We start from the raw sequence: 22,050 nt of genomic DNA on the forward strand, positions 1-22,050 counted from the left end.
CTACAGCACGGCGCCGGGCAGGTTCACGATCGGGCCTGGCGGGGTGCCGGTCTCCGGAGCGGCGGGACCGCTCAGGCGCCGGACGGGGATCGGTGGTCGGCGGACCCCAGCCGTCCGGCGTCGGCGACGAGTGAGCGTACGGCGTGGCGGGCGCCCGCCGCCTGGACCAACAGGCGACGCAGGGTGGTGACCGCGTCGATGCCGACGCCGGACATCTCGTCGCGGCGCCGGCGGTCCAGGCCGGACAGGTGGTCGTCGAGCTCCTCCAGCAGCTCGCCCAGGGCGAGCTCGGCGGGCGGTTCGGCGTCGGACACCAGCGCGTCCGCCCGGGCGTCGAGGTGGTCGGCGACCCGGTCGAGGATCGTGCCGACGGGGCCGGCGTCCACCTCCTCCTCCGCGAGGGCGACCAGTGTCTTGAGGTCGTCGCGGACTCTCCGCGCCGCCGCCGTCGCCTCGCGGACCCGCCCGAGGAGGTCCTCCGGCGGCGTGGGCTCGCGGCCGAGCCGGTTCGAGGTGTCCTCCAGCTCGGTCTCGGCCGCCACGGCGTCCTCGGTCCGGCGGCGGATCGGGGCGTCGATGTCGCCGCCGAAGCGCGCGGCCACCGCGCGTACGAGCCGGGCGTGGGAGCGCAGCAGGTCGGCCAGCTCTCCGGGGATCAGGCGGAGCCGGCCGGTCGGCCACAGGGCGCGGGCGGCGGCCAGCGCGATCAGGCCACCGGCGAAGGTGAGGCCGATCCGCCACCCCGCCGCCGACCAGTACAGCGCGTTGGAGAAGTCGACCAGCAACAGGACCATCGGCGTGCCGAACGTCATCCAGTACGCGTGGTTCACCGACCGGAACGTGAAGCCGAAGATCGCACCGACGAAGATCAGGGCGACGAGCGTCGTCTCACCCGGTGCGAGTGCCAGTGCCAGGGCGGCGATGATCGCGCCGATGGCCGTGCCGCCGACCCGCTTGACCACCCGCTTCACGGTGTCGCCGTAGGAGTCGCGCAGGCTGAGCAGGACGGTGATCGTCAGCCAGTGGCCGTACGTCAGCTTGAGCCCGGTGCCGAGCGCCATGGCCGCCGCGACCGCGACACCGACGCGTACGGCGTGCCGGAAGCCCGGCGACCGCGTGATTATGTCCTGCCTCAGCCGCGTCCAGCCGCCCGCCGGCCGCTCGAGCAGGTGCGGGACCTCGAAGCCGAACGACAGGCCCCGCTCGACGATCTGCCGCGACCGGTCCACGGCTCCGGCCATGCGGACGACGGTCTGCCGCACTCGCAGCAGGAGCGCCGTGGAGATCAGGTCGCTGTGCTCGGCGAGCCAGTCCTGCCGCACCTCCTCGGTCGCTTGGCCGAACCGCTCCAGCGCGACGCCGCCGTCGCCACCGAGGGGACGCTCTCCGCGGACCTCGATCGCTCCGGCGAGCAGCCGCAGCCGCGCGGCGACGGAGGAGATCGCGACGCGCAGTTCCTGCTCCCAGTGCTCGGGTGGCGGCTCCGCGCGGAGCGCGCCGAGCGTGGCGCGCAGCGCGACCCCCTCGTCCATCGTGCGCCGGAACGTCTCGATCAGCCGCCGCGGACGCTCCTGGTCGTCGCGCCCGCCCGTACGGTAGAGCCCGTAGGTGACGCGTGCCTGCCGGACCGCCTCGTACGCCTTGTTGCGGCGGCGGATCCACTCGTCGTCCGGCCCGGGGTCGGGCAGGACGTCCAGCGCGGAGGCCACCGCGTCCGCCGCCTCGGCCAGCGACATCCGCAGCGGGCGCAGCCGATGGGTGATCCACGGTGCGAGCAGCAGCGCCGACATGAACAGGCCGCCGGCCATCTCCAGGAAGCCATCGAAGATCACCGGGCTGCTCGCCGGCCGGATCACCGCGAGCACGGTGCACAGCGTGGCGGTCGCGCCCATCCACGGCAGCATCGAGGCGAGCGTCGCCACCACGGGCACGACCGCCACGGCGAGCCAGGGGTGGCCGTTGACCAGGCCGCCGAGCCAGGTGAAGACGGTGACGACCGCGACCGCGACGAACAGCGCGCGGGCGCGGGCGCCGTACGGACCGCCGGGCGCGGCGAGGGCGACGTAGAACGCGCCCAGGGCGGCCAGCACGCTCGGTCCGGCATGCCCGGTCAGCAGGCCGACCAGGAGCGGCACGATGATGCCGACCGCGGTGACGGCGCCGTAGACCGGCGCCGGCTGCCCCTCCGACTCGGAGTACGTGTCACGCAGCCATGCGAACGAGGCGCGCATGACCACCCGCCCACCTCCGTACGTCCGTTATGTCACCGTCTACTACAACATGACGCCGGGGTCTCGTGGAGCCCCGGCGTCGGTTGAGGGCCTACAGACCACCCGTGTTGAGCAGGAGGTTGGGCGTGCCGTCGGGCACGCCGCCGACCGCGTTCCGTACGGCGTGGGCGGTGAGCCAGGCGGTGACCTTCGCCGCCGGGACGTTGCCCGCGGTCTCCTCGTACAGCGCGGCCACCCCGGTGACGTGCGGGGACGCCATCGACGTACCGCTGACCGTGTTGACGGCGCCGGCCAGCCAGTCCGAGGTGATCTGGACGCCGGGCGCGTAGAGCCCCACGCACCGGCCGTAGTTGGTGAAACCGGCCGAGGCGTCGGTCCGGTCGGAGGCCGCGACGGCGAACACGCCGGACGCGCCGGACGGCGAGTAGGCGCAGGCGTCCCCGGCGAAGTTGCCCGCGGCGACCGCGAGGAACACGCCCGAGGCGGTGAGCCGCTTGGCGGCGGCGTCGACCGCCGCCGACTTGCCCCCGCCGAGGGACATGTTGGCCACGGCGGGCCGCTGCGCGTGCTGGGCCACCCAGTCCATGCCGGCGACCACGTCGGCGTCCGTGCCCGCGCCCCGGCAGTCGAGGACCCGTACGGCCCGGAGCGCGACGGCCTTGGCGACGCCGTAGGTCGAGCCGCCGATCGTGCCCGCGACGTGGGTGCCGTGCCCGTTGCAGTCCCGGCCGTCGCCGCCGGTCGCGTCGTAGCCGACCGACGCGCGACCACGGAAGTCGGCGCCGGAGGGATCGATGCCCGTGTCGATGACGTAGGCGGTGACGCCCTTGCCGGTGTGGCGGTAGGTGTACCGCTGGTCGAGCCCGGAGACGGCGTCGATCCGGTCCAGCCCCCACGGCGCCCCGACCTGGGTGTCCTGGGTGTGCATGATGACGACCGGCGCCACGCTGACGACGGCGGGATCGTGGCGCAGCTGCTCCACCTGGGACGCGTCGAGGCGGGCGGAGAACCCGTCCAGGACGTGGGTGTAGACGTGGGTGATCGCTTGCCGCGGCACACCGGTGATCGCCCGGCGCACACCGCCCGGCCGGACGGTCACGATGTACTGCCCGGCGGCCCGGACCTCGCGGACCCCCGCCGACGTCGGGGCCGCGGGTACGGCGGCGAACAGCCCGAGGAATGCTGGCAGTGCGAGGAATATGGCGAATCTCTTCACGATCTCTCCGTCCGTGCTGACGCGTCCCACGACTCAGTCGGACGCGCATGGTGACAGAAAGTCGTCCCCGCCTTGATCGTTAAGGACGCTGACGGCGAAGAGAGAGCTTCATGGCCTGGCCGGCTCCTTCCCGGGCTGCCGAGGCTCGCCGGACGCGAACCCGGGGCCGGGAGTTTGTGGGATCATCTGGCCATGTCCCCCAGAAAGGCCCATGGCCGCTGAGCGCCGGCTCGCGTCGCACGCGACGCTGCCTGACCGCTATGCCCATCTCGAGGTCCTTGCCTCGACCATCGACCACCGCGGCCGGCTCGCCGCCCTGGTCGCCGATCCCGCCCAAGGCTTCGTCCCAGTCCGGCAGGGCCCCGTCCTCCGGCCGCCCCCACGCTATGACGCGTCCGCCGTCGTCTGTGACGGAGCCGGGATCCGCGAAATCCCGCTGAAGGATCTCGACCTGTGGTTCACCCACATCGACACCCTCGGTGACGGGGTCGTGCTGGCCGCGGCCCGTTGCGAGCGACAGAACATCCCGGTCGAGCGCTACGGGGAGCCGGTCCCTGAGGATGAACTGCGCCTCACCGCCAACATCCGGGTGATCGACGGCGAAGGGCGGACCAGGGCCTCCTTCTACGCCGGTGACGCCATCGGACAACTCATGACGGACCGTGAGGGGAACATCTGGGCCGGCTACTTCGATGAGTCGAGCTACTGGAGGCCCAACCCGGACGGCACGCGCTCGTACGATTTCATGATCGGTCTGGCCCGCTGGAACCGCGACGGCGGGCCACCCTGGATCGTGGCCGACGACGCCCCGGGTGGCGGCTGGTGTGACTGCTACGCGCTGAACGTTGGCCGGGAGCTGGTCCGCGCCTGTCCCTACGCGGATTTCCCGCTGGTCGAGCTCGACACGAACAGCGTCCGGACCGTCACGCCGAACCCCGTCACCAGATGCACCGGCCTGGCCGTCTCCGATTCCGAACTCGCCTTCCTCGACCAGCACCGGACCGACGGCGGATTCCGCTGGGAGATCCGCCGGGCCCGCCGGGAAGGCGGAGCCGTCGTCGAGACGGGTCGCGAGCACCTGGTGCTGCCGGGCGGCCGGCAGCCGAACGCCTGGGCGCGCGGCAAGGTCGGCCGAGACGGGACGCTGTGGCTGTACGAGGACGGCGACCCGCGGCACTGGTATCGGTATGAGATCGGCGCCTGACCGGGCCAGGAAGGCGACGCCGGGGGATCAGCCGCCGGGAGTCCAGAACGAGACGAGCCGGCCGCTGCCCGGCCACAGGTCCGTCCAGGCGCCGTCGAACTCGATGACCGCCGTCGCCGCGGTCGGAAAGTGATCGCCCGCCCCGCCGGTCAGCCCGAAGACGAGCTGGTGCATCGAGGGGTTGTGCCCGACCAGCAGAAGCGTGCCCAGGTCGTCGGGCTGCTCGCGCAGCAGGCCGAGGATCTCCTCGGCGTCGTTGTCGTACACCCGGGCCTCGAAGTCGACGGGCACCTCCAGCGCGAGCCCGTCGAGCGTCTGCCGGGTGCGCAGGGCGGTGGAGCAGATGACCCGGTCGGGCAGCCGGCTCGCGGCCCGCAGCTCCTCGCCGGCCCGCGCGGCGTCGGTCCGCCCGCGCCCGGCGAGCGGGCGTTCGATGTCGGGGGTGCCCAGCGGAGACGCCGCCTTGGCGTGCCGCAGCACGATGAGCGTGGGCATCAGCGCGGCGAGAGGAGGACGGCGACCACCATGATCACAAGCACGATCGCGATCATGACGCCGATGAGCAAGGCGAAGCCCTTGGCCCCGGACGGCTGGGAGTTCTGCATCCCCCCAGTGTGCCCTGCCCGCGCAGCGCCCCGTCCACCCCCCACTCGCGTCCTGGGCCCGTCGCCGTACCGGCTCTAAGACGACGAAAGGGCCGGGTGTCGCCACCCGGCCCTCTCCGCTCGTTCGTGCGTCAGGAGGCCTTGGCCGAAGCCGTCTCCTCGTCCGCCTCGGCCGAGTCTCCCTCGGCGTCCGGCGCGCCGGTCACCTCGGCCGGCTCGCCCTCGTCCTCGATCGAGGACGCGCGCCGCTTGGAGATCACGATCGCACCGACGATCACCGCGACGGCGATCACCGTGACGATGATCCTCAGCGCGTCGTTCGCCGCGTACGTCACGACCGCCTGAGCGATCAGCAGAGCGACCAGGTTCATGACCTTGATCAGCGGGTTGATCGCCGGGCCCGCGGTGTCCTTGAACGGGTCGCCGACCGTGTCGCCGATGACCGTCGCCGAGTGCGCCTCGGAGCCCTTGCCACCGAGGTTGCCCTCTTCGACGAGCTTCTTGGCGTTGTCCCACGCGCCACCGGAGTTGGACAGGAACACCGCCATCAGGGCGCCCGCCGCGATCGCACCGGCCAGGTAGGCGCCCAGCGGCGCGTACCCGAGCGCGAAGCCGACCGCGATCGGCGTCATGATCGCCAGCAGACCCGGCGTGGCCAGCTCACGCTGGGCGTCCGCGGTGCAGATGGCGACCACCCGGCCGTAGTCCGGCTTTTCCGAGTAGTCCATGATCCCGGGCTTGGTGCGGAACTGGTTCCGCACCTCCATCACGACGCGTCCGGCCGCGCGGCCGACCGCCATGATCGCCAGACCGGAGAACAGGAACACCACCGCGGCGCCGATGATCAGCCCGATCAGCACGTTCGGGTTGTCGACGCTCAGGGTGAAGTTGCGGAAGACCGGGCCCAGTGCGTTCTGCACATCCTTGATCGGATGGTCGGGGTTGTTGACCTTCGCGAGCTCGGACTCGATCGTCGTACGGAACGAGCCGAACAGCGCGGTCGCCGCCAGCACGGCCGTCGCGATCGCGATGCCCTTGGTGATCGCCTTGGTCGTGTTGCCGACGGCGTCGAGGCTCTCCAGGACGCTCGCGGCCTCACCCTCGACGTCGCCGGACATCTCGGCGATGCCCTGCGCGTTGTCGGAGACCGGACCGAAGGTGTCCATGGACACGATCACGCCGACCGTGGTCAGCAGGCCGGTGCCGGCGAGCGCGACGGCGAACAGCGCGAGCGTGGTGTTGCTGAAGCCGAGCAGGAACGCGCCGTACACGGCGGCGGCGATGACCAGCGCCGTGTAGACCGCCGACTCGAGACCGAGCGAGATGCCGGACAGGATGACCGTCGCCGGGCCCGTACGGGCCGAGTTGGTGACGTCCTTGACCGGGCGCCGGTTGGTCTCGGTGAAGTAGCCGGTGAGCAGCTGGATCGCGCTGGCGAGAACGATGCCGACGAGCACCGCCCCGAGCGCCACCCACCGCGGGTCGACGTCGGCCAGGTGCGAGTCGCCGGCGACCTGCGAGCCGTGCAGCTTGGCGAAGGAGTCCGGCAGGTAGAGGAACGTCGCCACCGCCACGACGATCGCGGAGATGATCGCGGAGATGAAGAAGCCGCGGTTGATCGCGCTCATGCCGGAACGGTCCTTGGCACGCGGCGCGACCGCGAAGATGCCGATCACCGCGGTGATCACGCCGATCATCGGCACGATCAGCGGGAAGACCAGACCCTCGGTGCCGAAGGCGACCCGGCCGAGGATGAGGCTCGCCACCAGCGTGACGGCGTAGGACTCGAACAGGTCGGCTGCCATGCCGGCGCAGTCACCCACGTTGTCGCCGACGTTGTCGGCGATGGTGGCGGCGTTGCGCGGGTCGTCCTCGGGAATGCCCTGCTCGACCTTGCCGACCAGGTCGGCGCCCACGTCGGCGGCCTTGGTGAAGATACCGCCACCGACACGCATGAACATCGCGAGCAGCGCGGCGCCGAAGCCGAAGCCTTCGAGCACGGCGGGCGCGTCGCCCTTGTAGATGAGCACGACGACGGCCGCGCCGAGCAGGCCGAGGCCGACGGTGAACATGCCGGCGACACCGCCCGTGCGGAACGCGATCCGCATGGCGATCTTCTCACCGCTCTCACGTGCCGCGGCGGCCACGCGGACATTGCCGCGCACCGCCAGCCACATGCCGGTGAATCCCGTAGTGCCGGAGAACAGCGCACCGATGACGAAGAAGACCGATCTACCGATCCTCACTCCCCATTTGTGCTCCGGCAACAGGAGCAACAGGAAGGGGATCAGGATCACGAAGATGCCGACCGTGCGGAACTGGCGCTTGAGGTACGCGAGTGCGCCCTCCTGCACCGCTCCGGCGATCTCTTGCATCTTCTCGGTGCCCTGGCCCGCCGCGAGTACCTCGCGGACCAGGACGCCGGCGACGGCCAGCGCCAACAGAGCGATCACACCGACAACGACCACAAGCGTCAGGTCGCTGCCGCCGAGATTCAGTTCTGCACTGGCCTGGGCGGGCACGTGAAGCCCAGACATGCATCCTCCTCGACAGGGCGTTAGATCCGGCCGCCTACGAGGGCTGACCGGCCATTACCACGCGTCAAGCTGGCAATGGTGCCGGGAGTCTACGCATGCGTAGCCGGAATTAGAAGCCTGCTCGATTGCTTAACGATATCGGGATAGAGATGTGACGTCACCTACACCTGACCTTAATCTGCAGGTGTTAGGTAAAGGCGTCTTTCCAGGTCAATGGCGCACGCCTTGCAAATTAGTCAATTCGCTGTAGACCATGCGCCTTACCCAATGAGATCGGATCTGGCTACTTAAACGGACATTATACACACGACCAAAAACCCCTTTTACGGGGGGTGGTCGTCCGGACACGAAAAGCCCCTCCGAGCCGCGGCGGTACGCGGTCCGGAGGGGCTCTCGGCGCTTCGGCGTCGGCTCAGTCCTTCTTGGCCGGCCAGCTCATCGTTATCTCGACCCCCGACGGCGTCGAGGAGATGTTCACATCATCGGCGAGCCCGGCGATCACGGCGAATCCCAGGTTGAGGTTGCCGTTGAGCTCGGCCAGGTCGGGCGAGACCTCGGGGGTCCCCCCGGCGGCCGGGTCGTCGTTGGGCACGCGATCGGTCACCACGACCTCGAAACGGTCAGCCCCGTCCCGCAACTCCACCCGCACGGGCTCGGCGGGGCACTGCTGCTGGTGCGCCTCCACCGCACGCGAGCAGGCCTCGCCCACCGCCAGGCGTACCTCGTCGAGCAGGGCCTCCTCCACCCCACCCCGCCGTGCGACGGCGGTGGCGACGAGCCGCGCGGTGCGTACGTGCACCGGCAGGGGGCTGAACGTGAGCTCGACGGTCGCTGTCCTGGGGGCTATCTCGGGCGCCATCCCCGGCCTACTTCTGCTTCTTGCGATTCTCTCGCGCGTCGTCGACGGAGTCGAAGATACCGAAGACCTTGGTCAGGCCGGTGATCCTGAAGATCTTGAGGATGCGCTCCTGCGTGCAGACGAGCTCGAGGGAGCCGTCGTGCGCCCGCACTCGCTTAAGGCCACCGACGAGGACGCCCAGACCGGTCGAGTCGAGGAACTCCACCTTCTCCATGTCGACGAGGAGGTGGTACTTCCCCTTGTTCACCAGGTCGATGAGCTTCTCGCGGAGCTTCGGCGCGGTGTAGACGTCGATCTCTCCCTCCACGTTGATGACGGTGAGGTCATCGTCAGTGGTGTAGTCGCTAACCTTCAGGTCCACAGATCCTCCTGCGCCGTACCGCGTATAAAAGTCGGGGCACGGGACCCCGCCGTGATTCAACCACGCTCCGCCACCGTGTCTACACGAAATCGGCACACAGGGCGACTTCCCCCACGTGCCGCGGGTCTCATGTGAGCCCTGGGGGGGCACCACGGACGGCGGTTCAAAGCGTTGTGCCCAGGATGCCAGACTGGAAACCTCCACACGCCGAACCGCTCCGATGAGAAGGAGTGACGCAGGCCATAGACACTTCGCAGTCCGGCGGCGAGCGGACGCCGCCCTCCCGGCCGACGGGTGACGTCCTGCGTCGGCTCCTGAACGATCCGCGCAACCGCGAGCGCATCACCCACATCGAGACCGTCCCGGCACGTGAGGGGCGACACGCGGAGTGGCCCTCGTGGGCACCTCGGCTGCTCCTCGACCGCCTGCGCCACGCGGGTATCGAGCGTCCCTGGGAGCACCAGGCGCGCGCCGCCGAGATCGCGCACTCGGGTTCGTCCGTGATCGTCGCGACCGGTACGGCATCGGGCAAGTCGCTGGCGTACCTGCTGCCCGCCCTCGACGCGGTGTTCAACGGCGGCTCCGTCCTCTACCTCTCGCCGACCAAGGCGCTGGCCGCCGACCAGCTCCGCGCGCTGCGCGGGCTCAAGCTCGCCCAGCTGCGCGCGTCGACCTTCGACGGCGACACGCCGCCCGAGGACCGCACGTGGGTCCGGCAGTACGCGAACTACGTACTGACCAACCCGGACATGCTGCATCGCACCGTCTTGCCGGGACACGCCCGGTGGGCCCCGTACCTGCGCCGTCTCCGCTATGTCATCGTCGACGAGGCCCACGGCTACCGCGGCGTCTTCGGGTCCCACGTCGCGCAGGTGCTGCGGCGGCTGCGCCGGGTCTGCGCGCGGTACAACACGACGCCGGTGTTCATCCTCGCCTCGGCGACCGCGTCCTCGCCCGGCGCGGCGGCGTCCCGGCTGACGGGCGTGCCGGTCGAGGAGGTGTGCGACGACGCCTCGCCGCGCGGCGCGACCTCCTTCGCGCTGTGGGAACCCCCGCTGACCGAGCTGCGCGGCGAGCACGACGCGCCCGTACGCCGTACGGCGACCGCCGAGGCCGCCGACCTGCTCGCCGACCTCGTGGTGGAAGACGTGCAGACCCTGGCCTTCGTGCGCTCGCGGCGCGGCGCCGAGTCGGTCGCGCTGGGCGCGAAACGGGCGCTGGCCGAGATCTCGCCGTCGCTGCCGTCGCAGGTCGCGGCGTACCGCGCGGGGTTCCTGCCCGAAGAGCGCCGCGCCCTGGAGAAGGCCCTGCGCTCGCGGTCGCTGGTGGGCCTGGCCTCGACGAACGCCCTCGAACTCGGGGTCGACGTGTCCGGGCTCGACTCGGTGATCGTGTGCGGCTGGCCGGGCACGCGCGCGTCGCTGTGGCAGCAGGCGGGCCGGGCCGGCCGCGCCGGCCAGGACGCCCTCGCCGTCCTCATCGCACGCGACGACCCGCTCGACACCTATCTCGTGCACCACCCGTCGGCGATCTTCGGTACGCCGGTGGAGGCGACGGTCCTCGACCCCGACAATCCGTACGTCCTGGCCCCGCACCTGTGCGCCGCCGCCGCCGAACTGCCCCTCACCGACGCCGACCTGCCGATGTTCGGCCCGTCGGCCACCGACGTGCTGCCCGACCTCGTACGCCGGGGCATGCTGCGCCACCGCCCGGCGGGCTGGTTCTGGACGAAGCGGGAGCGCGCCAGCGACCTGGCCGACATCCGCGGCGCGGGCGGCCCGCCGGTCCAGGTGGTCGAGGCGTCGACCGGACGGCTCCTGGGCACGGTCGACGAACCGTCCGCGCACACGATGGTCCACGAGGGCGCGGTCTACCTGCACCAGGGCGAGACGTACGTCGTGCGGACGCTCGATCTCTCCGACTCCGTCGCCCTGGTCGAGGCCGCCGACCCCGACTACACGACGACCGCGCGCGACGTCACGGACATCTCCATCCTCGAGACTCTGCGCTCGACGTCGTGGGGCGAGGCGACGCTGTGCTTCGGCACGGTCGAGGTGACGCAGCAGGTCGTGTCGTACCAGATGAGGCGGCTGGCGAGCGGCCAGGTGCTCGGCGAACGCCCGCTCTCGCTGCCACCGCGCACGCTTCGTACGCGGGCCGTGTGGTGGACGCTGCCGGACACGTCGTTCCTGGGCGACGCCGACGTGGGCGGCTCGGCGCACGCGGCCGAGCACGCCTCCATCGGGCTGCTGCCGCTGTTCGCGACGTGCGACCGCTGGGACATCGGCGGGGTGTCGACGGCGCTGCACCCGGACACGTCGCGGATGACGGTGTTCGTGTACGACGGCCACGAGGGCGGCGCGGGCTTCGCCGAACGCGGCTACGTGCGGGCGGCGGCGTGGCTACGGTCGACTCGCGAGGTCATCGCCGCGTGCGAGTGCGACCACGGGTGCCCGTCGTGCATCCAGTCGCCCAAATGCGGCAACGGCAACGAGCCCCTGGACAAGGCCGGCGCGCTGGACCTGCTCGACGCTCTGCTGAAACAGGCGCCCCAAGAATCATGACTTGACCGGATCGCCACTTTAGTTAGAAGGTGTCACGTCTGAGCGGCTTCCTCGTGTCACGCGTCGAGGGGAAACACGTCCGATGATCTTGGTGGGAATCATCCTGGCCGGTGCCGCGGTCTGCGTGGCCGTCGGCATCATCTCCGAGAACACGGCTCCGGCGACACTCAGCGTGTTCGGACAGCACGTTCCCGGCGTAACGTCGCAGGCTCAGATCTTCGTCGCGGGCATCATCGTCACGATCTTCTTCGTCATCGGCCTGACGATCTCGTCTCTGGCCCTGGGCCGCTCGATGCGAGTCCGCCGCGAACTCCGCGAGCTGCGAGAGGAACATGAAGAGTCGCTGAGCACGCTGGAGATGGAACGCCAGCAGTTCCAGCGCGAACTCGCCCGTGCCCGCGCCCGCGGCGGAATACCCCAGACGACGAGCGACGTCCCGGTCGCCGGCCATCGCGAGCGCGACCCGGTCTCACCGTTCTTCGACCAGTCCGCCTGAGATTCTTCTGCTCACGTGTCAGGCCCGGCCCAGCGCCGCGGTCTCGTGGACGTCGTTGTCCTCACTGGGCGGGCCGCAGCTCCGACCCCAGCCGGATCACAGGCGCCGATTCGGCGGACTTTCACGCCCACCGCACCGTGGTCCCGGCCGGCCGAGGGCCCGCCAGATCTGATCGCCGAGCCGCAGAGGACACTCGCGAACCACTGAAACCGGAAATCAGCCACACCCGCCGATCGACAACTCGCCAGTCCCGACCACCAACCCGGTCCCACCACCCGCGAACCACTGAAACCGCAACTAGCCGCACCGGCCTGCTCAGCCAACCGGCAGCTCGCCGACCTGACTACCGAGCCGCAGACGACACTCGCGAACCACTGAAACCGGAAATCAGCCACACCCGCCGATCGACAACTCGCCAGACCCGACCACCAACCCGGTCCCACCACCCGCGAACCACTGAAACCGCAACTAGCCGCACCGGCCTGCTCAGCCAACCGGCAGCTCGCCGACCTGACTACCGAGCCGCAGACGACACTCGCGAACCACTGAAACCGGAAATCAGCCACACCCGCCGATCGACAACTCGCCAGACCCGACCACCAACCCGGTCCCACCACCCGCGAACCACTGAAACCGCAACTAGCCGCACCGGCCTGCTCAGCCAACCGGCAGCTCGCCGACCTGACTACCGAGCCGCAGAGGACACTCGCGAACCACTGAAACCGGAAATCAGCCACACCGGCCGATCGACAACTCGCCAGACCTGACTACCAACCACCCGTCACGCCGCCCGCGGCCTGCTCAGTTACGGCGGCGGCGTCCTTGGTAGGCACGGCCACGGCCCGAGCCGCGGCGGCGAGACGTGGGCGCGTCCGCCGCGGGGCTGTCCGCCTGCTGCCCGTCGGCGCCGTCGGCCTGGTCGGCGGTCTCCGCCTCGTCGGGCGCCTGGCCGGTGCCGACAGCCCTACCGAGGTCGAGCGTCTCCGTGTCGGCCGACGCTGCTGCGGCGGCCGTGCCCGTCGGGTCGGCGACGTTGAGCGCCCTGGACGATTCGTCGGAGTTGATCGGCTGGGAGTCCGCCGCGGCCGGTGAGGCTTCATCGACCGGTGAGGCTTCATCGGCCGCCGGCTTGGTGAGAACACCCGTCGCAGCCATCATCGCGGTGGCCTTCCGGCCGCGCCTGGCCTTGGTCTTCCCGCGACCTGACCGCTTGCCACCCGCGGCGGCGCGTGCGCCTTCGGCGGCGAGGCGCTGGCGGCGGGACCACATGCCCAGATGCGCCGAGATGATCAGCAGGACGAGCGCGATGGCGAGGCTCTGCCCCCACTTGATCGGCGTCGTCTGGGAAACGTTCCGCGCGGCTGGCTGGGCCAGCGGTGAGGCGACCTGCGGCTCAGGGCTGGGGTACGCGAAGTTCAGGCCGGAGCCGTCGGGCGCGACGGACGGAAGGCTGAACGGCGAGGCGCCATTGAGCGGGTTGGCCCCGGGGTTCCCGACCGTGGCGCCGTTGCCGACGTTTCCGGTCGGCAGCGATCCCGAACCGGACGACGTACGGTTGCCGCCGCTGCCAGAGCCGGGAGTCTTGCTGGGCGAAGCGGCGTGCGTCGACTTCGCCGGAGAAGGCCGCGCCTTCACCGAGAAGCCCTCGGTCTTGTACGTGCACCCGGTGCCGTTACCGATGACCGCCAGCGTGAAGGCACCGGCCTTGGACATGGTGACGTCGCCCTCGATCTTGCCGGTCCACTCGCTCTTGCCGACCTGCTGGTTGAGGCCCGGCCCGGAGATCTGCAGGTGTGCCTGTAGCAGCATCAACCCGTTGATCTGAGCACTGACGTGCACGGTGGAACCGACCGTGACGGTCCCGGACGGAGCCGCGATGGTCGCGCTTCCGAGCGGCGGACACGACTCGGCCGCATGCGCGGGCTGGCTGAGACCGACGGCGATCGCTGCGGCGACCATCGGGGTCATCAGGCCGACCGTGGCTGCCTTGCAGACCCTCGTCACGACGCCGTCCCTTCGTCGAGAACCTTTCATCGTCTCTGGCCAAAGCGGCACCAGACGACCAGCACCGATCCCCGAGTCGGCGGCCTATGATGCCGGAGGGTTTCATCGGCCACCGACCAACCGCAACCGCAACCGCAACCGCATGATCATCGGAAGCCGACAGTCACCCTATCGGACTCTGTCTCTAATAGAGGCACGGTTTCCCACAAAATGCAACGATCCGAGTCGATCTTAGTAACGAACCCCCAGGTATTCGACACACGAATCACACACTGGCCGCCACGCACGGACGCGGCCATAGGCGGCCGTAGACCGAGAACACCACCCTCCGCCGCACTGCCCGCCATGCCGCATCACATCCAGACCTAACCAAGGACTGACCAACGCGCGGGACGAACCGACACTCGGAACTGACCAACGCGCCGGACTGACCAACGCGCGGGACCGACCAAGCGCGGAACCAACCCACGCGCGGGACTGACCGACACGCAGCGCGAATCGATACTCGGAACTGACCAACACGCCGGACCGACCAACGCGCGGGACCGACCAACGCGCGGGACCGACCAACGCGCGAGACCGACCAAGCGCGGAACAAGCCCGCGCACGGGACTGACCGACACGCGGGATCGAGCAACGCGCAAGACCGACCAAGGCGTGGGAGTGGCCAACGCGCGAAAGCGACCGATGCGGAGACGCGTCGCGCGTGGCGCGTGGCGCGTGGCGCGTTGGCACTCGCGCACGTGCCCGGCACCGAGGTCACCGAAGCCACCGAGTTATCCACAGAACTCGATTCATCTGGTCCGACGGCAACGACTTGGTCACGCTGAGTCATAGCGCTCCCCGCGCCCACCACCCGACCAAGGAGGGGACCACATGCACAAGCTGTCCGCACTGTGGCGTCGATGCCGCGACTACGGCGACCGAGGCATGTCCACCGCGGAGTACGCAGTGGGCACCGTCGCCGCCGCGGCCTTCGCCGGCGTCCTGTTCAAGATCGTAACCAGCCCAGAAATCCGAAAGATGCTCTTAACGATCATCCACAGAGCGCTCAACCTGGTCGGATGATCCGCCCCGGCCTCGGTCGCCTCACCCATGCCGAGTCCGCCAATGCGGACAGGACATCCCCAATGCGCCCATCAGCGCGGGCGCGTACGCGGGCGCGTCCCGGGCAACGCGACTCGCGGGCGCGTCCCGGGCAACGCGACTCGCGGGCGCGTCCCGGGCAACGCGACTCGCGATCGCGTCCCAGGCAACGCGATGCGCGACCGTCCGGCCTACAGGCGCCCACCGTCGGCCAGCACGGCGGCGGGCGACCCGCCGGCCGTCACCCACCCGATGGAGGGCCACAGCGCGTCCGCGCGCGAACCGCACCGTCTCGACGCCTTCGCCCAACCACGCGACGCGGTACGGCAATTCACCCAACCACGCGACGCGGTACGGCAAAAGGCGGTCGGCACGTCTCGCTTCGAGAGGGCCGACGCGGCTCGATCACCGCCGAGACGGCCGTCGCCTTGCCCGCGCTGGTGGTCGTCCTGGCCGTCGCGCTGTGGGGCGTGAGCGCGGCGGCCGCCCAGATCGCCTGCCTCGACGCCGCACGGGCCGGAGCAAGAGCGGCGGCACGAGGAGAGCCCCAGGCAGAGGTCCGTTCGGCGGTGCTCCGCGCCGCACCGCCGAACGCCCGAGTCACCGTGAGCCGCGACGAGACCACCACGAAGGTCATCGTCCAGGCCCAAACCGACTCACCCCTGCGAGGCCTCTTCCCCGCCTTGAAGCTCAAAGCACAGGCCATCGCCGCCACAGAACCCCAACCGAACGACACCACTTTCCCCACAGGCAACGGCGCTCCACCGGCCCCGACCGGATCAGAAGGTGCTCCACCTGCCCCGACCGGACCAGAAGAGGAGGACGAGAAGACTCAGTAACACACCAGCCCAGGACGGCCCCGCTGCCGCACACACGCAATCCCATCAACCCATTCGCGTCCCTGCGATACCGCTGACCTAAGCGAGCGGTGGCCCCAACCTGGACGAGGGGGCGCCCCCCGACCTGGGTGAGGGGCGGCGCCCCGAGGGGGTGAACGGGGGTGACGTCCCAGCTTGTGGTGTAAGAGATCGGGCTCCTCGGCGTGGTGGCCACGCGCCAAGGAGCCACCGTGTGATGGTCGGCAAGACCCACGCCAATGGTTCTCGCGAAAGGGACACATCACACGATGGCTCTGGACCAGTCTGCCCTGCTGGAGGTCTTGGATGCGCTCAAAGGCGCTGATGTCGAAGACCGGATCCGTCAGGCGGCCACCACGATCTACCAGGCTCTGATCGAGGCGGAGCTGACCTCGGTGATCGGTGCTGCACCGCATGAGCGCACCGAGGCCAGAACCGGTTTGCGGAACGGGCACCGGCCCAAGACGATCACCACCACCGCGGGTGATCTGCAGTTGCAGATCCCCAAGCTGCGGGCCGGGTCGTTCTTCCCCTCCCTGCTGGAACGCCGCCGGCGGGTCGACCAGTCACTGTTCGCCGTGATCATGGAGGCCTACCTGCACGGCACCTCCACCCGCAAGGTCGATGACCTGGTCAAAGCGTTGGGTGCCGACACCGGCATCTCCAAATCCGAAGTGAGCAGGATCTGCGCCGAGCTCGACGTCGAGGTCGCGGCGTTCCGCGACCGGTCGTTGGCCGATCAGCCGTTCCGCTACGTGTTCTTGGACGCGACCTACTGCAAGGCCCGGGTCGACCATCGGGTGGTCTCCCAAGCCGTCGTGGTCGCGACCGGCGTGGCCGCCGACGGACGCCGCGAAGTCCTCGGCTTCGACGTCGGCGACAGCGAAGACGGCGCGTTTTGGACCGCGTTCCTGCGCACCTTGAAGACCCGCGGGCTGCACGGAGTGCAGCTGGTCATCAGCGACGCCCACGCCGGCCTCAAAACCGCGATCCAGGCCGTGCTGCTCGGCGCGGCCTGGCAACGCTGCCGGGTTCACTTCCTGCGCAACGTCTTGGCCCAGGTCCCCAAAGGCCACGCCGAGATGGTCGCCGCTGCGATCCGCACCATCTTCGCCCAGCCCGACCCTGATCACGTCCGTGAGCAACTCACCACCATCGCCGGCATGCTCGGCCGTCAGCTCCCCAAGGTCGAGACCATGCTCACCGAGGCGGCCGATGACGTGACCGCCTTCGCCGACTTCCCCCTCTCCCACTGGAAGAAGATCTGGTCCACCAACCCGCTGGAGCGAGTGAACAAAGAGATCAAACGCCGCACCGACGTCGTCGGTGTCTTCCCCAACCCCGCCGCCCTGCTCCGCCTGGCCGGCTCGGTGCTGGTCGAAACCCACGACGAATGGCAGGTCACCGACCGCCGCTACCTATCCGAAAGCTCCATGGCCCTGCTCGACCAGCCCGCAAAAGCCAGCAAGGAGGTGGAAACACCCGCACTGCTCACGGCATGATCAGCATTACTCGCTGACCCGCACACGGTGACGATCACTTACACCACCACGCGGGACGCCACCGTGAACGGGTGCGCCGCCGACCTATAAGAGGTGTCGCGGCGCACATGCTGCCGACATGCCACCGGTTTGGCATAGGAGCTTGCCGCCCGCTTTGGGCAGTGGGGCGTGCCGCCGGCTGGGAGAGGCGGACCATGTCCCCGGCAAGTCCATGGGCTGAGGGTGCACCACCGACCTGAGAAAGGAGCGGACCGCCGACTTCGCCAATGCGGTGTGCCACCGGCACGTGCGCGGGCAGGCCTACGGCCAGCAGAGACACCCCATGCCGCCGACAAGTCCATGGACTGGAAGCCCACCAACCTGAGAAAGAAACGGACCGCCGACTTCGCCAATGCGGTGTGCCACCGGCACGTGCGCGGGCAGGCCTACGGCCAGCAGAGACACCCCATGCCGCCGACAAGTCCATGGACTGGAAGCCCACCAACCTGAGAAAGGAACGGACCGCTGACTTCTGAAAAGAGAAGCACGGCGATGCGTGAGCGCCGAATGGGCGATAGGGGCTCGGGAACCGTCTGGATGCTCGCGCTGATCGGCCTGACGTGGGCGATGGCGATGATGGCGATGACGGTCGGCGGCGTGCGTGCTGCTCGGCATCGTGCCTACGCTGCTGCCGATCTCGCGGCGCTCGCCGCCGCCTCACATTCCGCGGACGGGCCGCACGCCGCATGCGGCCTGGCCGCACGCATCGCCCACGGTTCCGGCGGCCGTCTGCGGAGTTGTGTGCTTCACGGCCGGATTTCGGAGGTGACCGTCAGCTCTGACCTGACAAGCGTTCCAGCACTACGAAACCTGACCGCCACCGCACGCGCTCGCGCAGGACCGGAACAACTCCCGGTCCCTACGACCATGCAACCCTCAGGGAGCCAAACGAGGAGATCCTGCACTGCTGCCGTCTTAACGACCGCGATCAGGCCCCTGCTCGTCACCAATGCACGTACGTCGATCAGCCCCCGCGCCGATCAGCGCGGCGCGTTGGTCAACCCTCCGCGTTGATCAGTCCGGCGCGTCGGTCGATCCTCCGCGTTGATCAGTGCGGCGCGTCGGTCGATCCCCCGCGTCGGTCAAAAAATTCGTCGAGCGCGACGGGTCCGCCCTGGGCCAGGTCATGGCGCGAGACGAGCGGAGTCCGGTTGTGGGCTCTGGAGCTGATCTTCACCTGCTGCCACCCGGCGCTCGCCCCCGAGGCGCAGGTGTCGCTCACGCTGCGCACGCTCGGCGGCCTGTCCACCGACGAGATCGCGCTGGCGTCCCTCGTCCCGTTCGAGACCATGAGCAAGCGGCTGACCAGGGCCAAGCACAAGACCCGCGATGCCGGCATCCCGTTCGCCGTGCCGCCGGATCACCAGCTGCCCGACCGGCTGGCGGCCGTCCTCGCCGTGGTCTATCTGATCTCCAACTAGGGCTGGGGCGACGGCCGCGTCGACCTCGCCGCGGAGGCCATCCACCTCGGCGAGGCGCTCGCCGCGGTGACTTCTTCTCCGCCCACTCCCGTGTCGCGCGAATCCGCCCGGTGTGCAGATCCGGCAGCGCGATGCCGGACGAGGCCGAAATCCTCGCGCCACATAGGACCACCGCGCCAGAGGTTGGTACGACCATGGCGCCGCCCTCGATGGGACCGCGGATGCCGAGCTCAGGGGAAGTCGACCTACGCAGACGTCGGCCACCTGAGCGGAACGGAGGCTCCTCTTATTGCGTTGGGCTCGGGACTATGAGGTTCCGGCCCGGATGCACTCTGTGCGGTGGTCGGGTCGCCGTGCGGTGGTCGGGTCGCCGTGCGGGGGTCGGGTCGCCGTGCGGGGGTCGGATCGCCGTGCGGGGGTCGGATCGCCGTGCGGGGGTCGGATCGCCGTGCAGTGGCCGGGTCGGTTCATGAGCATGGTTTCCGGTGGTCAGGCGGGTGGTTCGGGCAAGGATCGGCCCAGCGCGGCGGCCAGGTCGATCGTTCTGCCCGGGGTTGGGCACTGCTTGGCCAGGCTGGTCTGATCGAGCCGACCGTTACGGGCTTGGAACAGGAACCGTGCTGCGGGGTGCCGTCTCATCTCCTCCATGGTGAGTTCGCCGGCGATACGGTGTGCGGCGGCGGCCAAGGTAGGGAGTGACGACCGCAGATCCGCGGCCCACTTTTCGAGGTTCCCCAGCCAGCTTTGCGTGGCGGGATCGGAGCCCGGGGAGTACCGTGCGATCGCTTCCGCCAGCTCTGGCCAGGTGAAGTCACGCCAAGGCTTGGTCTTCAGAACGGGCAGCTGCCATTCGACCTTCACCTTCGACCAGTGATCCGCGTGGGCCGAGACCGAGTGGGCGGTGTACTCCGGCAAGCACAGCGCGGTCAGGTTCCAGCCGTGGCAGGCACCGGTGTCCAGGCCGAAGATCCTGTCGTCGCGGATCATCGGCTGGCGCCCGGTCACATGATGGCCGAACACGACCGGCTTGGCATCGGCGTAATGGTCGTGCCAGTGGCCGCCCGGGAACAATGCGGTCAGCTCTCGTTCGCCGCTGGTCGAGCCGCAGAGGATCTCCTCTTTCTGGTCTCCCAACGGAACCCCGGGCAGCATCGCGGCGTGGACGACGCGAACGTGCTCGTCCTCGAAGTAATACGGCAGTGTCCGCATCCAGTCGACCGTTTCGGCGTAACGGTCACCCAACTGCAGGCGCGTGATCTCTTGCGCGTACGAGAAGATCCCGCGCACGTGCTTGCGTTCGTGGTTGCCCATGACCACGACCGAGTTCGGACGGTCGCGGAAAAAGCCGACCACCTCGCCGGGTGCCGGACCGCGATCGACCAGATCACCGACGCTGATCAACAGATCGTCCGGGCGGAGGCCGACTTCGCCGAGCAATTCGAGTAGCTCGTCGAAGCAGCCGTGGATGTCGCCGACGATGACAGTGCGCCGCACATCGGCGAGGCTACGGGGACCTTGATGCGGTGGCCAAAGGAATATCCGAGGACATCTTCGCTCCTAGTGCCGCATCAAGCAACGTTCGCCTTGTTGACGACCTCGCGTAGTCGCTGGTCGGTGGCGTGTTTGTTCCGCCAGATGATGTAGCGGCGGATCATGCTGCCTTGTTCCTTGTGGCTTGCATGGTCGGTGCCGTCGAGGGCGAAGTAGCGCAGGGCGGTGAACTGGGCTTCGATCCGGTTGAGCCATGAGGAGTTGGTCGGGGTGTAGGCGATCTCGACGTTGTTGGCTTCGGCCCAGTCGGTGACCCGATGGCATCGCTTGGTGGTCAGGTGCGGGGAGTAGTTGTCGCACACGATCGCGATGCGGACGGTTGCGGGATAGAGGCTGCGCAGGTAGCGGCAGAATTCCAGGAACTTCGAGCGGTTCTTGGTCTTCTTGATGTGCCCGTAAAGCTTGTCTTGGCCCAGGTCGTAGGCGGCGAACAGGTGCCGGACCCCGTGCGGGCGGGTGTAGGTCGCCCGCCGGCGGGGCCTGGGTTGGCGGTCGGGGTCCTTGTGCCGGCCGCCGCGTTCGGCCCAGTGGCGGCCCGGGTGGGGCTGGAGGTTGAGCGGGCCGAACTCATCCAGGCAGAAGACGACTTCAGGTTCGCCTTCCTCGGGGATGACCTCCCCATCGGCGACCGCGTACAGGTGCTCGATGCGGGCTTTCTTGGCGGCGTAGTCCGGATCGCGGGAGGTCTTCCAGGTTTTCACGCGTTGAAACGAGACGCCTTCCTCGCGGAGCAGGATGCGCAGGCCCTCGTGGCTGATGTCGTCGACCACCCCCTCGGCGACCAGGAAGTCGGCCAGCTTGGCCAGGCTCCAGGTCGAAAACGGCAGGCCGTGCTCGGCCGGCCTGGACTTGGCGATCTTCTTGATCTCCCGGCGTTCGGCCAGGGTGAACGTCTTCGGCCGCCCGCCGGAGTACTTCGGATACAGCGAATCGAAGCCATCGGCGTTGAAGTTGTGGAGCACATCCCGGACACGGTCACCGCTGGTGAATGTGACCTCGGCGATCTTGTTGACGCTCATGCCCTGAGCGGACAGCAACACCATCTGAGCCCGTCGCCAGGTCACCACCGACCCGGTGCCCCTGCGGATGATCCGCAACAGCCGACGGCCTTCGTCCTCATCGATCTCACGGACCCGTACCCGTTCTGCCACCCGCACAGACTGGCCGTGACCTACCGCCTGGGGCCAGCATCCCGACGGCGCGTCACCGCAACAGGGCAAACGTTGCTTGATGCGGCACTAGATCGTCACCTGTGTCGCCCGGCTATGGGCCGCTTAGACAACGGCACGTTCGCCGAAGAACGGAGGCATGACCGGCAACACTGAGGCCAGACGCCCCGTTTCCGGGGATTTCGCCGCCAATCCCAGGGCGACCGTGAGCCAGCCGGCCGCGAAACCGAGCAGCACGACGATGCCGACCACGCCGAGCCAGTCGAGGAAGCTCGCCGACGGACTGACTCCCAGCAGGAAGGCGACTCCGGTAAGCGCCGGTTTGCCGGTCCTGTGAGACACCCCTGG

At 69.2% G+C, this 22,050-nt stretch carries 18 protein-coding genes; 8 read left to right on the plus strand and 10 right to left on the minus strand.

From position 1 onward, the window contains the following. Positions 1-71: 71 nt before the first annotated feature. On the minus strand, positions 72-2,231 hold the full coding sequence (locus OG417_RS00615; protein ID WP_329248110.1) for an FUSC family protein: 2,160 nt from the start codon (positions 2,229-2,231) through the stop codon (positions 72-74). A gap of 91 nt (positions 2,232-2,322) precedes the next feature. Beyond that, positions 2,323-3,447 carry a S8 family peptidase gene (locus OG417_RS00620; protein ID WP_329248113.1) on the minus strand — a complete coding sequence of 375 codons (1,125 nt, stop codon included), beginning with the start codon at positions 3,445-3,447 and terminating at the stop codon, positions 2,323-2,325. Between the two features lie 211 nt (positions 3,448-3,658). Between OG417_RS00620 and OG417_RS00625 the strand changes: the two genes are divergently transcribed. Then, positions 3,659-4,651 carry a hypothetical protein gene (locus OG417_RS00625; RefSeq protein WP_329248116.1) on the plus strand — a complete coding sequence of 331 codons (993 nt, stop codon included), beginning with the start codon at positions 3,659-3,661 and terminating at the stop codon, positions 4,649-4,651. Between the two features lie 27 nt (positions 4,652-4,678). Here OG417_RS00625 and OG417_RS00630 read toward each other — a convergent pair whose 3' ends face one another. The 4 genes from OG417_RS00630 to OG417_RS00645 form a co-directional block, all read right to left on the minus strand. Further along, positions 4,679-5,146 carry a SixA phosphatase family protein gene (locus OG417_RS00630; RefSeq protein WP_329248119.1) on the minus strand — a complete coding sequence of 156 codons (468 nt, stop codon included), beginning with the start codon at positions 5,144-5,146 and terminating at the stop codon, positions 4,679-4,681. A gap of 241 nt (positions 5,147-5,387) precedes the next feature. Then, entirely contained in the window at positions 5,388-7,793 is a 2,406-nt protein-coding gene (locus OG417_RS00635) for a sodium-translocating pyrophosphatase (RefSeq protein WP_329248122.1), read from the minus strand. Positions 7,794-8,205: 412 nt separating this feature from the next. After that, complete coding sequence (locus tag OG417_RS00640; protein WP_329248125.1) at positions 8,206-8,652, minus strand: ATP-binding protein; 447 nt, start codon at positions 8,650-8,652, stop codon at positions 8,206-8,208. 7 nt (positions 8,653-8,659) lie between these two features. Further along, positions 8,660-9,013: an STAS domain-containing protein gene (locus OG417_RS00645; protein ID WP_285584522.1), complete on the minus strand. Its 354-nt coding sequence runs from the start codon at positions 9,011-9,013 to the stop codon at positions 8,660-8,662. A gap of 230 nt (positions 9,014-9,243) precedes the next feature. Between OG417_RS00645 and OG417_RS00650 the strand changes: the two genes are divergently transcribed. Together OG417_RS00650 and OG417_RS00655 are read left to right on the plus strand one after the other, a co-directional pair. Continuing rightward, positions 9,244-11,577 carry a DEAD/DEAH box helicase gene (locus OG417_RS00650; protein WP_442875645.1) on the plus strand — a complete coding sequence of 778 codons (2,334 nt, stop codon included), beginning with the start codon at positions 9,244-9,246 and terminating at the stop codon, positions 11,575-11,577. Positions 11,578-11,668: 91 nt separating this feature from the next. Beyond that, on the plus strand, positions 11,669-12,073 hold the full coding sequence (locus OG417_RS00655; protein WP_329248128.1) for a hypothetical protein: 405 nt from the start codon (positions 11,669-11,671) through the stop codon (positions 12,071-12,073). A gap of 801 nt (positions 12,074-12,874) precedes the next feature. On the opposite strand, the gene OG417_RS00660 is transcribed toward OG417_RS00655, so the two are convergent. Then, positions 12,875-14,077, minus strand: coding sequence for a hypothetical protein (locus OG417_RS00660; protein ID WP_329248131.1), 1,203 nt, complete (start codon positions 14,075-14,077; stop codon positions 12,875-12,877). Positions 14,078-14,953: 876 nt separating this feature from the next. Between OG417_RS00660 and OG417_RS00665 the strand changes: the two genes are divergently transcribed. The 5 genes from OG417_RS00665 to OG417_RS00685 all read left to right on the plus strand — a co-directional run bounded on the left by OG417_RS00665 (position 14,954) and on the right by OG417_RS00685 (position 18,982). Then, positions 14,954-15,145 carry a DUF4244 domain-containing protein gene (locus OG417_RS00665; protein ID WP_329248134.1) on the plus strand — a complete coding sequence of 64 codons (192 nt, stop codon included), beginning with the start codon at positions 14,954-14,956 and terminating at the stop codon, positions 15,143-15,145. 62 nt (positions 15,146-15,207) lie between these two features. Further along, positions 15,208-16,002 (plus strand): TadE family type IV pilus minor pilin, encoded by a 795-nt coding sequence (locus OG417_RS00670; RefSeq protein WP_329262058.1) that lies wholly within the window; start codon positions 15,208-15,210, stop codon positions 16,000-16,002. 287 nt (positions 16,003-16,289) lie between these two features. Further along, positions 16,290-17,522: an IS256 family transposase gene (locus tag OG417_RS00675; RefSeq protein ID WP_329237621.1), complete on the plus strand. Its 1,233-nt coding sequence runs from the start codon at positions 16,290-16,292 to the stop codon at positions 17,520-17,522. Between the two features lie 546 nt (positions 17,523-18,068). Then, entirely contained in the window at positions 18,069-18,575 is a 507-nt protein-coding gene (locus OG417_RS00680; RefSeq protein WP_329262061.1) for an Rv3654c family TadE-like protein, read from the plus strand. Positions 18,576-18,712: 137 nt separating this feature from the next. Beyond that, a complete protein-coding gene (locus tag OG417_RS00685) occupies positions 18,713-18,982 on the plus strand; it encodes a hypothetical protein (protein ID WP_329248137.1) in 270 nt (89 codons plus the stop codon). A gap of 489 nt (positions 18,983-19,471) precedes the next feature. On the opposite strand, the gene OG417_RS00690 is transcribed toward OG417_RS00685, so the two are convergent. The 3 genes from OG417_RS00690 to OG417_RS00700 form a co-directional block, all read right to left on the minus strand. Then, the gene (locus OG417_RS00690; protein WP_329248140.1) at positions 19,472-20,476 is read right to left on the minus strand and encodes a metallophosphoesterase; all 1,005 of its coding nucleotides are present in this window, start codon (positions 20,474-20,476) and stop codon (positions 19,472-19,474) included. A gap of 74 nt (positions 20,477-20,550) precedes the next feature. Next, a complete protein-coding gene (locus OG417_RS00695; protein ID WP_329245751.1) occupies positions 20,551-21,684 on the minus strand; it encodes an IS630 family transposase in 1,134 nt (377 codons plus the stop codon). A 123-nt stretch (positions 21,685-21,807) separates the two neighbouring features. After that, positions 21,808-22,044 carry a hypothetical protein gene (locus tag OG417_RS00700; protein WP_329248141.1) on the minus strand — a complete coding sequence of 79 codons (237 nt, stop codon included), beginning with the start codon at positions 22,042-22,044 and terminating at the stop codon, positions 21,808-21,810. Positions 22,045-22,050 lie beyond the last annotated feature (6 nt).

It is taken from the genome of Actinoallomurus sp. NBC_01490, assembly GCF_036227085.1.
Taxonomy (GTDB): Bacteria; Actinomycetota; Actinomycetes; order Streptosporangiales; family Streptosporangiaceae; genus Actinoallomurus; species Actinoallomurus oryzae.